Source organism: Aliidiomarina maris, assembly GCF_003987335.1.
Classification (GTDB): domain Bacteria; phylum Pseudomonadota; class Gammaproteobacteria; order Enterobacterales; family Alteromonadaceae; genus Aliidiomarina; species Aliidiomarina maris.
On record NZ_PIPK01000017.1, the window covers coordinates 37,524 to 53,848 of the forward strand.

Here is a 16,325-nt window from a genome sequence, read left to right on the forward strand (position 1 = left end):
TCCTATAGGCCTAACTTACAATGCTTGGGATTGAAACGTAGAGATACTCTTTTACCTGTCTCTATTGACTCATAAATTGCATTAATCAATTCGAGGCTTTTTCTGCCTTCCAAACCATCAACCAATTGCTGTTTGCCATAAAGAAGTGATTCGACAATATGTTCGTAATAGGCATGATGCCCAAAGCCGTAGACGTTAGGGGGGTTGACAGAGTATTTTTCAAGGACGCTGGAGTCATCCGGCTCTTGCGTTTGAAAATTCCAAGTTTTCATTTGATTGACTGCAAAACCGCCGATTTCGACAGTACCTGTCTCTCCAAGAATAGATAATGAGCCCTCCAGATCTTTCGGTCTCACTGCCGTTGTTGCTTCTATAGCTCCTAAAGCGCCATTCTTAAATTTCAATGTAACCACGGCCGTGTCTTCAGCCTCTATCTTTGCTAACGCGGTAGTACTCATCGCTTGGACACTTTCAACTTCACCAAACATCCACTCAAGAAGGTCTATATGATGACTTGCTTGGTTTGTTAACACTCCGCCGTCCAGCTTCCATGTCCCACGCCAAGAATCCTGATCGTAATAGGCTTGCTCTCTGCACCAACGTACACGGACTGTGCCGAGAATAAGCTTTCCAAACCGCCCGCGTTCAAGGGCTTCTCGAGCTTTCTGAACTGGAACATTAAATCTATTCTGTTTAACTACAAAAAGCTTGATTCCAAACTTATCACATTCCTGAATCATACTGTCAGCATCAGACAGAGTAAGTGCCATTGGCTTTTCAACAACTATGTGCTTTGCATAAGGAGCCAGACGAAGGACATGACGTGCGTGGTTTCCACTCTCAGTTAGTACGACAACGGCGTCTATATTTTCATTAGCCATCATCGCATCCATGTCCGTATAATAGGGCACATCATAGTTTTTCGAAAAAAGCCTTGCTTTACTTTCGTCTATATCACAAACCGCAACCAAGCATGCATCTTTAACATCTCCACCGGACAATATATCTGCATGCCTTTTTGCAATCCGACCACACCCGACAATGGCAAACTTCAACATAACCTCTCCTTGCTTGAATCTTCAATAAGTAAATCAATTCTGGACGATAACTGCTCAGCACAATCAAGAGCGTTATAATAAACAGATTTATTCCGAGCATTTTTTTGCATGAATAAAATTTGTTCTTGACTTGAGTTTACAATAGCTGCAATAGCCAATTTTAATTGCTGTGAATTTCCAGCCTCAAATAAGAATCCATTATAGTAATCATGGACATATTCCGGTACTGCGCCAATTCGCGAAGCTAAAATAGGAAGCCCAGTCGCTAGCGCCTCCAAACCAACTAGTCCCAAACTTTCTTCACGATGGGTAGGGAAAACAAAACAATCAAAGCGACGCATTATAGCAGGCACATCTTTAGGGTCAGCGCGACCTTTCCAACTGATTACATTCTTTAGAGAAAGCGACTCAACTTTCTCAAGAAATGTATTTAAATCTCTGCCTTCACCATAAACTTCAACTTTAATCCTACCAGGGGATTCCTGCTCGTAATATTTAACTGCAGAAAGTAAGGTTTCCCAACCCTTGCCATCTTCGAGTCTTGATACAAAACCAAGTACTATTGGACGCGAAAAATCAAGTTCCTTTTCCTGCTTTGGAGAAAATAGATCAATATCAACACCCCCAGAGGGGCTTATAAACAATTTACAATTATTGATTTGATACTCCGTACGAACTTTAGTCTTCAAAAAAAGCGAAGGAACAACAACTAAATCAGCCTTTCTAAGTATTGGAGCTACGATGCGTTTAATTAGTCTTGAAAACAAAGACATGGGGATAATATCTCCACCATGTGCATTCAATACTAATTTACACTTAGGGCTTAAAAAATAAAATGGTATCAAATTATAAGATAAGTAATGCACATAAATAATGTCGCCTTCAAAGTTTTGAATTGCTTTGTAGCAGTCATAAATATAAGATATTGAATAACTGATTTTTTTTGCTAGGCTCATCCTTGAACCACTATATTTAGTTACAACATCAACTTCATAACCACGCTCTAAGAACCCATCAAAAAATCTTTTAACAAAAATACCAGAGTGTGGATTTTCCTCAGTGGGAAAAATGTTAGATATGAGTAGCATTTTTTTCAAAAGAGGCTTCCTTTCTTGAATATACCAAAGAGAACGCAGCTGCGAACAAGAATCCGGCCGTACCTGAGTAAAGAATATGGCCAGATGTAAAGCTAACGCAAACTAGTAAGAAACAAAAAAAACCAACATAATTTGACCAACCGTTTGAATTAAAAAGAATAGAAAAGACAATTACCCATAAGAAGAAAAAATAAGAAAGGAAAAGCCCAAAAATGCCGTATGAAAGTAGAAAATCGATTGGATCTATTTCAACTGATTTATTCTGACTTATGTACTCAAACCACTCAAACCCCATTCCAAACAAGATTTGATAAAATGAAAAAACTTCTAAATACGCTTGCATAGCCTCTCTAGCCCAGATATCTCTCGCGCTTAACAGAGCCATCATAATACCGGACTCGTTAAGATGAACAATTCTGTCAAATAAACCTGATTTGTATAGTGCAATATAAGCAAATATAGAAACCACTACAGGAAAAAAGCCAAATGCGGCGAAATTGAAATAAAAAGCCTTTTTTTCAAGAATGAGTCCGCGAGAGGTGTTAAACATATATACCAATGGGATTAAAGAAACCAGAATTAAGATTCCCAAGATCGAGACCTTGCTGGTCATCGAAGCGGACATAATAAGAGAACATAGTGATATAATAGTGAAATACTTTATTTTTCCTTGGGAGAAGTAATGAACAAGCAAAATAAAGCTTGACGCTAAAAGTGCTCCACCAAGCTCATTGCCTGCAAAAATAAGCCCTCTAGTCCCGATGCCTACCCCGCCCGACGAATACATTGGAAAACCCAGACCTAGCAGTCCTATGATAGTGTTTAGAAATAAAAAGAAGAATGCTGCTTTTGCAATAGTGATTATATATTCACATTTATGGCTTTGAACTTTTAGAGAAAAGAATAGAAAGAAAAGTATGATACTCGTAAATTTAATCCAAAAGTCTATACCAACCATTGCAGACCTGATGTCCTTTAATATCAGGGTGTGTAATGCTAAATAAAAAAATACGGTTGCAATGCAAAATATTGTTAAGACGCGATACCTAGAACGAATAAGGTGGATACAAACAATACCAAGTACTATTAGCTTAAAAGCGAAGGAAACAGAAGGTCCTCCACCACGAATTAAAACACCGTTCAGCATATCTATAGGGATAAAGCCCGCAAACAAAATTACCCATATCGGTAAGTTGAGTATAGAACGAATTTTAGACATCTCAATATATGTTCTTCAACAAAGGCTTTAAAATTTTCGAAGGTAGAATTGACAAAATCATATTTAAGGCAATCTTAATGTTTATTGATTTCCAGTGCAGCTCTTTAACTAGGCAAAAATTTTCTGCGCCTCTCAGATGATTCAACTTCCAAGCATAAACTATTAGCTTATTTGCTCTTAACCTTAGATTATAACGCTGCTTAAAGTTTGAATCTTTTAGCAATTCAATTAGTGTTTCGTGGTGAACTCTTGGATCAACAAAGCTTTTACCCTTGGTAACCATGTTAGTTGAATCTTTGTAGTAATGAGAACCAACAAAATCACACCAAACAAGTTTTTTGGCGTTATAGATACACCTGAGCCAAGTATCTACATCGCCCCCAACTGTTGCAGTATGCTCCGGAAAAGTCCCCGAGAACTCAAATAATGACCGTTTGACAACAATACTGTTAGTACAGACAGGTCTACGACCTGAAATTTCTAACTTTAAAAAATCATAGAACGAAATTATTTGATCTGAATTACCTGCATTATACTTCGAATATTCGTCTAAAACATTAATATCGCCATCGACATTTCGCCAAGCACAACTAAAGATATCAATGTATTTATACTCATTAATTTTCGCTGAGAAATTAGACAGATTGTCGACACACCACTCATCATCAGCATCAAGGAAACATACGAATTGCCCCGATGAATTATAAATGCCTAGATTTCTAGCTGCATATCCACCAGGCCCTGGCTTTTCACGGGTAATAATTTTTATTCTCGAATCTTTGGTCTGCCAAGTCTTCGCATTTTCAGTGCTACCATCGGTGGAAGGGTCGCAAACTAAAATCAGTTCAAAGTTGCCATAACTCTGATTAATAACTGAGCCTATTGATCTGTCCAAATGTTTATTTTTATTATAAATCGGTATAATTACTGAGAACTTTGGTTTCATCTTAAAGTCGCCAATCAGCTTCAACAAACATGTTCTTTAAGTCGACAACTACCGGACTGCCACCTCTATTGGGTGAGCGCATTGGCGTTAAATCAATATTATTAAATTGGTCATGTGCTACAGCACCAATAATGATATCAAAATCACCATTTAGCGAATCCACACCATATTTTTTAAGCCACTGAGGTTTTGAGCTCGCACATACAAGTGGATCATATACGCTTACTTTGATACCGTACTTACCCAAATCATCTACAAGATTTTCTACTTTAGAGTTCCGCAAGTCAGAACAGTTTTCTTTAAACGTCGCACCAAGTATTAAAATTGATGATTTATTAATAAGTATATTTTCCTTCACCATGATCTGAATAATATTCTCAGTAATAAACTTAGTCATTCCGTTGTTAATTTGTCGCGAAGCCAATATTAAATTAGGCGTATAGCCTAACTGCTCCGCTCTATAAGTCAGGTAGTAGGGGTCAACACCAATGCAGTGGCCACCAACAAGCCCCGGTCGCATATTTATGAAATTCCATTTCGTTGATGCCGCTTTCAGAACTTCTGTCGTATCAATATCCATTTCGTTAAATATCATTGCTAACTCGTTCACAAGGGCAATATTCACGTCTCGCTGTGTGTTTTCTATAACTTTAGCGGCCTCAGCAACTTTAATATTTGGCGCCATATAAGTTCCTGCAGTAATAACGCTTTTGTATAGCTCATCTACTATTCTCGCGGTTGAAGCAGTAGAGCCTGATGTTACTTTTATTATCTTATCTACCGAACGTTCTTTATCGCCCGGATTGATTCTTTCAGGAGAGTAACCGCAAAAAAAATCTTTATTATACTCAAGCCCTGATTTATTTTCTATCACTTTAGCACAGATTTCCTCAGTAACACCGGGATACACAGTAGATTCGAAGATTACAATATTATCTCTTTTAATTATAGAGCCCACCATTTCACTAGCGGATATTAATGGGCTCAAATCAGGTTTATTAAATTCATCGATTGGTGTTGGAACTGTTATTATAAAAACGTCACTTTCATGTGCATCTTCGACCGAATTTGAGAACTTTAAATTGCATGTTAAAGAAAGTAGATAATCGCTTTCTAGCTCTCCAGTTATGTCAACACCGTCAATAAGTTGTGATACTCTAGATTCGCTTATATCATAACCAATTACTTTATACTTAGTAGATAATAAAGCTGCCAGTGGCAGACCAACATAACCAAGACCAACTACACAAATTTTCATTATAAATATCTCTTTTTTGTTGCTTTTAGCTGCATACATTAGTCACGCCTATATTCAATTTAAACTCAAAGGGCTAACTTTTATACAGTGCGAAATTTTTTAATAAATCAGTACGATATAGTCTCAGGAGTTTATCGTTTTTGCGAAGTCAATAGAAACTGCATCAGTAGCTTAATGTAAATATACTAAAATTATTCCCTTAATTCAGATAATAACCGCAACACTCATGTGAAGAGATACGGTGTTTTTCAAGCTAGTTGTCACCATCGGCCGATTTAAGCGGCCTGTTTTTGTTCCTGTTTCATCTGCTCTTTTGCCGGGTTAAGGGTTGTTGGCCCCACCCGGCGTGCAATTGCGAACCTGACGCTTACCCCAGCGCACTGAGTGTTGTGCTTTCGCCGCTTCCATCACTGCTTTGCGTTTCGCCAGGATCGCTTTGTCCTGGCCTGTATGGCGCTGCTCTGGCGTTACGAAGCGCAGCTTGCTGTGCTTGTGCTCGTAGTTGTACCAGCGCGTGAACTTGAGTACCCACTCTCTTGCTTCATCAAGGCTTTTAAAGCCCGCTGATGGCCACTCAGGACGGTATTTGCAGGTCCTGAACAATGACTCAGCGAACGGGTTGTCGTTACTCACCCGTGGCCGGCTGTATAAGTCCTCCAGCATGTACAAGTAAAAGAACTGATTTCGTACATTGCTGGGTAAATACGTAATGTCCCAGCAGAACACCTGTCTCGGACCATTAGCCGTGAACGTTTCAGGTGCTTTGGCGACCCGAGGTGCAAGACTGCGGCCTCGATGCTGCAACTGACCATGCTGTTTCAGTAACCGGTAATACGTGGATTCAGAGCCATAATACAGGCCGTCATCCAGTAACGCTGGTACAATCTGCGTTGGCGGTAAACTGGCGAAGCGACTTTCATTGCATACATCCAGGATGACTTGTTGTTCATACTCGCTCAGCTTATTCATCGGCTCTGGGCGTATTGCCTCAGGGCGTTTGTCGGCAGTTACCTTGCCACCGCGATACCAACGTTTGTACGTGCGCAGGCTGATGCCAACTTCATCGCAGGCAAGGCGTAGTCGAGCACCCGCTTGATTCGCCTCTCGTATCCACGACACATATTGAATGCGCTGTGAGACCGAGGTCAGTCGTCTTCGTCGTCGTTCTCCCAGAGCGCATCCAGCTTTTTTCGAAGCACCAATAAAGCTGCAGTTTCAGCCAGAGCTTTTTCTTTTTCACGCAGCTCGCGCTTAAGCTGTTTGATTTCTTTGCGGTCAGTTTTGCGCTGACGCTTGGTCTCAAGCTCTTGCTCGCGTGAGCTGGCAAAACCTTTAAGCGAGTCGGCTTTCCAGGCTTTCACCTGTTCAACGTAAAGCCCTCGCTCACGGCAATACTCACTGAGCTCAGCTTCACTCATGGAGCCGGTTTCAATCACGGTCGCAAGCTTCGCTTCAGCAGACCATTGTTCGGGGGTTGATTTATTTCCTGGCACTGGACGCCCCTGTTCTCTGGCTTTGTTACGCCAATTATAAAGGGGTTGCTCGCCAATGCCTTCCGTTCGTGCAATTTCTGCGATGGTCATGTTCAACGGCGGCATCATTTTACTTAAGATCGACTGCTTACGTTCTTCCGAATAGCGTGGCACTATTAAGCCTTAACGCCCCAACTGGTTAAATTATAAAGGGTGACAACTATCCTGCCAGAGGGGGACCTCATCAATCCCCTTTCAGCAAGCATGGCGATTAGACCTATTCCCTGCCCAAACGCAGACGTTGTTCTTCGGCCGCCATCGTCGACCATTGCACGCGCCCATTTTCATCCTTCCAAGCCACACTACGACCCATCATTTTCAGATAGTAGTTCTTGTTGCTATAAAAGCTTAGCTGCGGCCTTCCTCGGTATGCAGAGATTGAACGACGTACAAAAAGTAGGTAGCTCCCCATTCGAAAAATCTTTACGGGCGCGATAATTTTCCCACCGACTAAGGGGTGCCTCTTTGCTGATGCCAAGTAGTCTTGTGTAAACAAGAAACTGAAGAAGTACATCGAGTTCATAAAGGCATCGATATCCGTTCCGGAACTCACCAGGTAAAAATCCACACGAACACTTTCAGGATTATCGGTACAAACAACGTGCCTTTTTTGGTTACTGGGTTACTCCTTAATCGCGAGTTTAAGAAGTTTTGTCGCCGTGCACGTTTGTGAGATACAGGCTTTTTCTGTTGTGCTCATCAGGGCCAGAGAACATATCTATGGTTCCGTCCGGCTTGCGGCTATCGGGTGTAAAGTAATCGAGCATTAATCAGGCTATCCTGCGCCGCACAAACCCAACCACCTCCACGACCTCTCCCCGAAAAAACACCGCCCAGGCCGTCAGCACCACCAACCAATACCCTACCATCCAGCCCTTCAAAGCCCCACCCCAAAGGGTAAACACTACAGCGCCAGCTACAGCAATCAGCGTGAAGGCATACAGCGCAAGCCGAGGCATGGGATTCCACAGATAAATCGAGAATTCGGTTCTAAGAAAGAAGAACACCCAGAACGATACACAGGTGCTAACGGCTGCTCCGGCTGCGCCGAAGTGAGGTATTAGCCACCAGTTGCCAAGCAGGTTGACCGCGAATGCGCTAATCGCTGCCAACATGGAGAAGGAGCTGCGCCGGGAGATGCCGATGCCTACTACGGTAGTTTCAGAGAGTGTGTACAGCAAGGGGTAGCCAATGCAGGACACCACAATCCACTGCACAGCCGCGTAGTTGGCGGGCAGAAAAAAGGTAACGACCCAGGAGAGCAACCCGGCTAAAGCAAAGCCGAGGACAACCAATGCCAGTATGTAACGACTCACTTTGTGCACGTTCTCCAGCCCGGCTCCTGCGCTGGCCCATTTGTAGACGGTGGGCGCCCAAACGGTTGAGAAAACGCTTTGCAGTATGCTGGCTGCAGCAGCGAAGCTGACAGCGACCGAATAAACACCCAGCTCTTCAAAGCTGGCGAGCGTCCGTAGAAATACCTTGTCTATGGCTGTAAGGCCCCAGAACGCCAGACCACCCATAATCAGTGGCAGCCCGAAACGGAGCATGCTTTTTAGCTGATCAACATCCAGCTTAGTGCGAATCCCGGCTAGCCATTCTGCTCGGGTGTTCCAACCGTATATTACACACACGAAGGCAATGGCAGCAGTATTCGCAAGCACCAGGTTGGTCAAGTCCTTATCGGCACCAACGGCAACGTATCCCCCGATAATGGCCAGCATAAGCAGCTTCGGGAGCAGCTGACTCATTGAAAAGGCCAGGCCACGCTCGTTCATGCGCAGCACGAGCGACAAAAACCGGGAAAGATAACTCGCCACCAAAGCCACCGCCACCAATACACTTAAGTGCCATGCGGGCACATCAAACAGCCAACCGGCCAGTTTCCCGCCAAGCGACAGCAGCACCAAAAGGGTAATCAACAACAACAGCAGTCCCGGCAGCATTGCGCGCTTAAGCAGTGCGGGCTTATCCTCTGCCTCGTGAAACTCCCGCACGTAAGACTGATCCAGCCCCAAGCTGAATAGCAGAATGCTGAAGCCAAGAGTAACTTGAAGCATCGCCAGCCGGCCTACATCTTCCTGGGAGAAGAACCAGGTAATGATTGGCAGAGAGATTAGGCCGAGCACCGCACCGCCAATGGGGCCTATGGCGAAGGCGGCTATTTGCTTAGGTGTCACCGATAGAACTCAATAATCGCATCAACCACTTGCTGTTGCATCGCCTCATCAAGCCCATACCACATTGGCAATCGAATTAGCCTTTCACTCTCTGCTGTCGTAAATCGATCATCACCAGAAAAACGACCAAATTCACGCCCAGCTTTAGCTGTATGTAAAGGTATATAGTGAAAAACTGCTTGAATATCGTGGTTTTTCAAGTAGTCGATTAGTGATGTTCTCTCCTCAAGATTTGCCGCCTTAAAGTAGAACATGTGAGCATTATGTATACGGTCCGTTGGCACCACACCTAGTTCAATGTGTCCCATATCCGCAAGTGGTTGAAGCTTCTCTGCATAGTATTTCCACGCGGCTAAACGTGCATCGTTAATTAACTCGGCGCCTTCTAATTGCGCCCATAAATAAGCCGCCTGTAGTTCACTAGGAAGAAAACTACTTCCAATATCAACCCATTGATATTTATCAACCATGCCTCTAAAAAATTGGCTACGGTTAGTGCCTTTCTCTCTAATTATCTCGGCCCGTTGCCTAAACTTTTCATCGTTTATGATCAGCAGGCCACCTTCACCGCCGCTGGTGTAGTTCTTGGTTTCGTGGAAACTGAACGCCCCCAGATGGCCGATGGTTCCCAGCGCACGTCCTTTATAGCTGCTCATCATGCCTTGAGCTGCATCTTCAACTACGTAAAGGTTATGGCGCTCGGCAATGTCCATGATGGTGTCCATTTCGCAGGCAACGCCGGCGTAGTGCACCGGCACAATGGCTCGGGTTTTGGGAGTGATTACTGCCTCGATCAGTCGTTCATCGATATTCATGGTATCGGGCCGGATATCCACGAAGACGATCTTTGCGCCACGGAGTACAAAGGCATTTGCCGTGCTCACGAAGGTGTAGCTCGGCATGATGACCTCATCGCCGGGCTGTATATCGATCAAGACGGCAGCCAATTCCAGCGCAGCGGTGCAGGAAGGCGTCAGCAGTGTTTTCTTGGCTGGCAGATTGGCTTCAAACCAGTTCTGGCATTTTTTGCCGAAAGGGCCGTCGCCGGAGAGTTTGTTACTCTGCAGCGCCTGTTTGATGTATTGCTCTTCAGCACCAGTAACAGGCGGTTTATTAAACGGGATCATTCTTGCTGCTCTTTCAAAAATTGCGCTTCAAGTTCTAACAAATCCTTCTTTCGGTCTTTTATTCTTCGGGCGGGGTTGCCTGCATAGATGCCCCAGGGGTGGGTGCTTTTGTTCACTAGAGTCATGGCACCGACGGAGCATCCTTCTCGAATTTTTACTCCGGGAAAGATGATCGCCCCTGCGCCGACAATCACTTGTCTTTCAAGGATTACTTCAGCCAGATATTCGTCTTTGAATTTCTTTGGCACTAAAGAATTCACCATTGTGCTGCCGCTGTAATCATCAGACTGAGCAAAAACTTTAACGCCGTAGGCTAAAGTGCAGAAGTCAGACAATGTTATGCCTGGGGTCCCGCCGGCCACCAAACACATTGGGGTAATGTGACAATATTTACCGATTGAGACCTTTCCCGATACAACACAGAAGTCATCAATCCGAGAATGGTCCCCCAACACAATAGATTCGGGGCTGTAGATGCTCGCTCTATCGCTGACTTTTACGTTCTCACCGACAGATTTGAACCCCATCGTTTGAAGCTGCTCTTTGGTCAGATAAGCCATCCTATCCCTCGAAAATATCCGCAAGTTGCTTAATCAGCGTTGCCTTTGAAAAATATGACTGAACCACACGAGCATTTTCGTCGGCCTCATCACGCGCTATCCGACAGGGCTCTAGTTTTTCAACGTCGTTCAGTTTAATTCCTAAGCCTTTCAGAAAACGCCATTGGCTCACGTCACTCCGCATAAACACCGTTTTCCCCATACCTAAAAGCGTAATGGTGTTGCCCATGGCCTGTTGTCGTTGATGATTAAAGATCGCGATATCAAGACTTTTCAAAAACTCCAGGTACTGCTCAAACGGCATGAAATCCGTCATGGGTACAAATTTATCTCCGAACCACGCTCTGCCCTGACTGATTACTTTCTTGGCGTGGTTCTGGTCGCCATAAGACAAAGGCGCGTATATTTTTATGGCTTGATCTTTGAACGGTAGCAGGCGTTCGAGCGCTTCGATGTGGTTATTGCTTGGGTCTGCAGAGTTGCCGAGGAGTATGTTCAAGCCATCGTGATCAGAGGCAGGGGCTGACTCTGCGGTCATTTTGGGATCGACCACATTGCTCAGATACATGATGCATTCGTGGTAAATACCCTTGGCTCCGTACCATTGGCGGGCCAACTCAACGTCCCCTTCAATGTATGTAACCAAATGGCCCACTCTGCGGATGACAAATCGGCGCAACGCCTCCTTTATATGAGACTGCCACGTATTGTCGGCTTTTCTGAACTGGTAAAGGTCGCCCCCCCAGATGACCCAGTAACACTTCGGCAGTACCCATGGACACAGCGCCAGAACAAGAACAACCCGGATATTGAAGAGCCCGTGAAGCATCACTTTTCGGGCACTGTGGAGTTGCTTAACCAGCTCTGCGTAGCCCGCAAGCTTACGCCAAATGGCACCTCCACACACATGCACGCTTTCACTCTGCTCTACCGGGTATTTTTCGACCGACCCCGTCAACCAGAACTGGTGTTTTTCTTCCTCAAACTCTTCTTTTATGAGCTTGACGAACGGTGGGATAAACTTATCGAGCCCCGCTACATGTAATATCACAACATTACCTTTCAGAGCTCACCACGGACTAAAGCGCTGAGGTACTCGCCATAGCTGTTTTTGCGTAATTCCTGCGCTTGCTGTTCTACCCTTTGCTTACTCAACCAACCCTGGTTGTAACCAATTTCCTCAAGGCAAGCGATCTTATAACCCTGACGCTTTTCGATGGTTTCTACAAACTGCGCGGCTTCCAACAAACTTTCGTGGGTGCCGGTGTCCAGCCATGCAAAGCCTCGACCCAGCAGGTTTACGTTTAAATCGCCTTTTTCCAGATATGCCCGGTTCACATCGGTAATTTCCAGTTCGCCACGGCTGGATGGCTGAACCGCTTTGGCTACATCAACGACTTTGTTGTCGTAGAAGTAGAGACCGGTTACCGCAAAATGTGATTTTGGCTGAACTGGCTTTTCCTCGATTGAAATAACCTTTTGCGCATTATCGAATTCCACTACGCCGAAACGCTCCGGGTCTTTTACCTGGTACCCGAAAACTGTTGCCCCGCCCTTTTCATCAACCTGCTTCACGGCTTCGCGGAGTTTGGGAACGAAACCCTGGCCGTAAAAGATGTTGTCGCCCAGTACCAGGCACACGCTGTCGTCACCGATGAATTCTTCGCCGATGATAAAGGCCTGAGCGAGGCCGTCCGGGCTTGGCTGGATTTCGTAGCTGAGGTTAATGCCGAATTGTTCACCCGTGCCAAGCGCTCGCTTGAAGCCAGCCTGATCTTCTGGGGTGGTGATGATGAGGATGTCCCGGATGCCCGCCAGCATGAGTACAGAGAGCGGGTAGTAGATCATGGGTTTATCATACACCGGCAGGAGTTGTTTGGAGGTGCCGAGTGTTATGGGGTACAACCTTGTACCTGAGCCACCCGCTAATACAATACCTTTCATGATTTATGTCCTAGTCGTTCACGTTTATAGCTGCCGTCTTGCACTCGTGTGCACCAGTCTTGATTATCTAGGTACCACTGAACGGTTTTTCGAATGCCGGATTCAAATGTTTCTTGTGGCACCCAGCCGAGATCATTTTTAATTTTGCTGGCATCTATGGCATAGCGCATATCGTGACCTGGCCTATCTTGCACATGGGTAATTAAATCCGCGTAGGTTTCTTTATCAATGGTGTTCGATGCAGGCTTTAACTCATCCAGTACATTGCAGATGGTTCTCACCACATCGATGTTTTGCTTTTCGTTATGGCCACCAATGTTGTAGGTTTCACCAATCTTGCCTTCAGTGGCTACCTTCACTAAAGCGCGCGCATGGTCCTCTACATAAAGCCAATCACGAATCTGGTTGCCTGTGCCATATACTGGCAAGGGCTTCCCTTCTAAAGCGTTTAAAATCATTAGCGGAATGAGCTTTTCAGGAAAGTGGTAAGGGCCGTAGTTGTTTGAGCAGTTGGTGATAATAGTGGGGAAGCCATAGGTACGCTGCCAAGCTCGTACCAAGTGGTCGCTACTGGCTTTCGACGCACTGTAGGGTGAACTGGGCGCGTAGGCTGTTGTTTCTGTGAATAATGGCAGTGCCTCAGCTTCACTTTCGCTCTGCACATCGTCAGGGTGCGGTAAATCGCCATACACCTCGTCAGTAGAAATATGATGAAAACGAAAACTTGCGTGCCGCTTACTATCTAACTGCTGCCAATAAGCGCGAGCTTGCTCAAGCAGTGTATAGGTACCTACTATATTCGTTTGAATAAATTCGCCGGGGCCATCAATTGAGCGGTCAACATGAGATTCCGCCGCTAGGTGCATCACGATGTCGGGCTGATGCTGATTGAATACACGCTTAAGCTCGTGCGCGTTACAGATATCAACCTGTTCGAAGGCGTAGCGCTCGCTATCGCTGATAGCAGATAACGACTCTAAATTGCCTGCATACGTGAGCTTATCAACGTTAACTACCGCATGCTTTGTATCGTTTATTAAGTGGCGGATAACGGCTGAACCGATGAACCCAGCTCCGCCTGTTACTAAAATCTTCATCCTTTAGTTGCTCTCCTTTGCTGTTAGCTTAGCCGGAGAATCTTCATTGCCTTTGCGTATGACATTCAGCAGTAGCACGATAAATAGTGACAGGAACCCACCCAAGAAGGTCCCCACAATGGCGATTAATGCCCGTGACGGCTTAGCTCTTTGCTCTGGCACTACCGCGGGGTCAATAACTCGGTAGACGTATTCAGGGCGCACATTGGCAAGCATAATAGTTTGGGTTTGCTGCTCGAGTAACGACGAATAGACTTGTTGGGTATTCGCTAAGCGGGCATTTTCCAACTCACGCTCTATGTAACTTATGCTGCGTTGTGCCTCTTCGATGTCGCGACGGCGCATTTCGTTATTGATGTCTTCAATTAGCCAGTCTACCCACTGCTTTGCAATAACTGGCGACAAGTGCTCGATTCTTAAAGTGAGTACACCGGTTGTGGTGTCTTCTGTCAGGTTCATGATATCGCGAAACTCGTCAACGAATTCCCACGCAGTTGGCTTTGGCTGTTTTGGCGGCTCTACTTCTCGTACCCAAGTTTGCGTTTCTGGATTATAAATTTCATAGTCGTAGGTCACTTCACCACTTATCGGATGCCAGCTCTCCACGGCCATTAAATCTGGTAAAACCTCGCGCTCTTGCACGAAGTTAGTAATGAAAGCTCGTGAACGCAAAATCTCCTGCGCCAAACGGGCATTGTCGACCTGCCCTTGGGGCATGTTAATGCCTGCTAAGGATGCTAAACCGCCCAATTGTCCGCCCATATTACCCAAGCCACTTCCCTGCGCTTCTTTGGTGGGTGCTAGTTTGGCTTCTGCGGCGTAAATATTGGGTAGGCTTAAGGCATAAATAACCGAGCCGACAGCAAACACAAACGTCACGGCAATGATAATCCATTTGCCTTTCCACAGAATGCTGAAGAGCTCGCGCAGGTCTATTTCGTCGTCTGCGACTTGGCGTTGCTGGGGTGTATTCGGGTCGGTCATGGGTGGTTTCGCTTTTGGGTTTTGTTTGGGTTTGTAATGGCGTTGAATTTAAGTTTATTGTTTCGGCATGCTTAGCATGCCCTACGTTTTTTGCGACGCCGTTGCTGGGCTTTAGGTACGCTACCGCCCTTGGGTTGTTGGGTCCCAAAGCTCCAGGCGTGACAAAAATGGCATAGAGCGGCACTCCTGCCTCTTTCGAATAGATTTTGCGTAATTAATAATTCTTTGGTGCGTGGTTGACTTATTTGCCCCGCACTATTCGCTGTGCGTTATCTGCGGCTTATCATATTGTTAGCAAAGCACCTGGCTTTACAGTGACCACTTGGGTAAAGGCTGGCACTTGGCCTACCCCTACCTTAACCAAGCGACCTATTCTACACCTATAGCCTGTAATCAGACAATGCGGTTTTATGAAAACTTAACGTTGTTGCTGGCTTTTCGCTCATTGGTTACGCAGCTTGCGCTATTGACGTTAAGTGACGTTGCTTGACGCTTGGTGTATTTTATCGCTTTCGCGCTCGTGCTTAGCTTCCAGCAAACGATGCTGAAGCGCTGTCATCAAAACTCCCAGTTGCTCCGCTAGCTTTGCTGACACACTGGCGCTTCATCTTTGTTGTAAGCACAAATAAAGACGGGGCACCTGCTGAGGTATCGAGCTCAGCAAAACAACTAAAGTTGTTTAACGAGCGGTTTAGCTACCGCTTTTGTCCTCATTTTGCGTGTTTTCGTTGTTGTCTTCAGCAATTTCTGCTGCGTAGTAATACCTGAGCAAGGGCGAGCTAGTTGGTAGTTCGAAGGTTTGGATAACTTTGCCTTTCTTTACCCGAACTAAGGTTTGATTGGTGCCTTTGAAAAAGATCCGCCACTTTTCAGATTCATACAGCCTTTGCTCTTCATAGCTTAGCTGATGTAATGCACTGCCAAGTCGCTCCTCAGTCCACACCCCCTGCCTATACCTCTCTGAATCCATTCGCTCTGTGGCGAAACCTGTTGCTATGAGAGTACGCTCGGCGAAGAACCTCAGCGTAAGCACGTCAAATTTGAAGAGTGTGACTATTAATAAAATCAGCACTGGGAACTGTATTGTTTTTATCGGTCTTGAAAGCTGAAATAATGCTTCTTTCATTAGTTTACCGGAGGAAGCTTGCTCTTTACGCGTCAGCTCATTCACAGAAAATATAAAAACAATTAAAACCGGCCTTGTTGATCAAATCCGTACCGAGGGTAAAATTGCCCCTTTCCCACCTGGGGTTAGCGCACCATTTCGCTCACAGGCATCCCAAGGCGTGTTAATTTATTAAGTACGGCGACCCGTACATAACC

At 45.2% G+C, this 16,325-nt stretch carries 14 protein-coding genes and 1 pseudogene; all 15 read right to left on the reverse strand.

The genetic code is table 11. The features are described 5' to 3' along the window. Positions 1 to 2 precede the first annotated feature (2 nt). The 15 genes and pseudogenes from CWE07_RS13215 to CWE07_RS13285 all read right to left on the reverse strand — a co-directional run bounded on the left by CWE07_RS13215 (position 3) and on the right by CWE07_RS13285 (position 16,128). Positions 3 to 1,058: a Gfo/Idh/MocA family protein gene (locus CWE07_RS13215; RefSeq protein WP_111570378.1), complete on the reverse strand. Its 1,056-nt coding sequence runs from the start codon at positions 1,056 to 1,058 to the stop codon at positions 3 to 5. Further along, on the reverse strand, positions 1,052 to 2,146 hold the full coding sequence (locus tag CWE07_RS13220) for a glycosyltransferase family 4 protein (protein ID WP_111570379.1): 1,095 nt from the start codon (positions 2,144 to 2,146) through the stop codon (positions 1,052 to 1,054). The genes CWE07_RS13215 and CWE07_RS13220 overlap by 7 nt, the downstream gene beginning before the upstream one ends. Next, positions 2,130 to 3,374, reverse strand: coding sequence for an O-antigen ligase family protein (locus tag CWE07_RS13225; RefSeq protein ID WP_111570380.1), 1,245 nt, complete (start codon positions 3,372 to 3,374; stop codon positions 2,130 to 2,132). The genes CWE07_RS13220 and CWE07_RS13225 overlap by 17 nt, the downstream gene beginning before the upstream one ends. 1 nt (position 3,375) lies before the next feature. Then, positions 3,376 to 4,347, reverse strand: a complete 972-nt coding sequence (locus CWE07_RS13230; protein ID WP_126819018.1) for a glycosyltransferase family 2 protein — start codon at positions 4,345 to 4,347, stop codon at positions 3,376 to 3,378. Then, the gene (locus CWE07_RS13235; protein ID WP_241974148.1) at positions 4,322 to 5,617 is read right to left on the reverse strand and encodes a nucleotide sugar dehydrogenase; all 1,296 of its coding nucleotides are present in this window, start codon (positions 5,615 to 5,617) and stop codon (positions 4,322 to 4,324) included. The genes CWE07_RS13230 and CWE07_RS13235 overlap by 26 nt, the downstream gene beginning before the upstream one ends. 236 nt (positions 5,618 to 5,853) lie before the next feature. Beyond that, a pseudogene (locus CWE07_RS13240) lies at positions 5,854 to 7,224 on the reverse strand (transposase). Positions 7,225 to 7,327: 103 nt separating this feature from the next. After that, positions 7,328 to 7,678: a hypothetical protein gene (locus CWE07_RS13245; RefSeq protein WP_111570382.1), complete on the reverse strand. Its 351-nt coding sequence runs from the start codon at positions 7,676 to 7,678 to the stop codon at positions 7,328 to 7,330. 202 nt (positions 7,679 to 7,880) lie between these two features. Beyond that, entirely contained in the window at positions 7,881 to 9,290 is a 1,410-nt protein-coding gene (locus CWE07_RS13250; RefSeq protein ID WP_111570383.1) for an oligosaccharide flippase family protein, read from the reverse strand. Next, a complete protein-coding gene (gene rffA / locus CWE07_RS13255; RefSeq protein ID WP_111570384.1) occupies positions 9,287 to 10,417 on the reverse strand; it encodes a dTDP-4-amino-4,6-dideoxygalactose transaminase in 1,131 nt (376 codons plus the stop codon). The genes CWE07_RS13250 and rffA overlap by 4 nt, the downstream gene beginning before the upstream one ends. Beyond that, positions 10,414 to 10,977, reverse strand: coding sequence for an acyltransferase (locus CWE07_RS13260; protein ID WP_111570385.1), 564 nt, complete (start codon positions 10,975 to 10,977; stop codon positions 10,414 to 10,416). Before CWE07_RS13260 ends, rffA begins: the two co-directional genes overlap by 4 nt. A gap of 1 nt (position 10,978) precedes the next feature. Beyond that, positions 10,979 to 12,028, reverse strand: coding sequence for a TDP-N-acetylfucosamine:lipid II N-acetylfucosaminyltransferase family protein (locus CWE07_RS13265; protein WP_157983278.1), 1,050 nt, complete (start codon positions 12,026 to 12,028; stop codon positions 10,979 to 10,981). Positions 12,029 to 12,039: 11 nt separating this feature from the next. Further along, complete coding sequence (gene rfbA / locus CWE07_RS13270) at positions 12,040 to 12,921, reverse strand: glucose-1-phosphate thymidylyltransferase RfbA (RefSeq protein ID WP_111570387.1); 882 nt, start codon at positions 12,919 to 12,921, stop codon at positions 12,040 to 12,042. Next, entirely contained in the window at positions 12,918 to 14,018 is a 1,101-nt protein-coding gene (gene rfbB, locus CWE07_RS13275; protein WP_111570388.1) for a dTDP-glucose 4,6-dehydratase, read from the reverse strand. The genes rfbA and rfbB overlap by 4 nt, the downstream gene beginning before the upstream one ends. A gap of 3 nt (positions 14,019 to 14,021) precedes the next feature. After that, positions 14,022 to 15,002, reverse strand: a complete 981-nt coding sequence (locus tag CWE07_RS13280) for a Wzz/FepE/Etk N-terminal domain-containing protein (protein ID WP_111570389.1) — start codon at positions 15,000 to 15,002, stop codon at positions 14,022 to 14,024. A gap of 691 nt (positions 15,003 to 15,693) precedes the next feature. Then, on the reverse strand, positions 15,694 to 16,128 hold the full coding sequence (locus tag CWE07_RS13285) for a hypothetical protein (protein ID WP_111570390.1): 435 nt from the start codon (positions 16,126 to 16,128) through the stop codon (positions 15,694 to 15,696). Positions 16,129 to 16,325 lie beyond the last annotated feature (197 nt).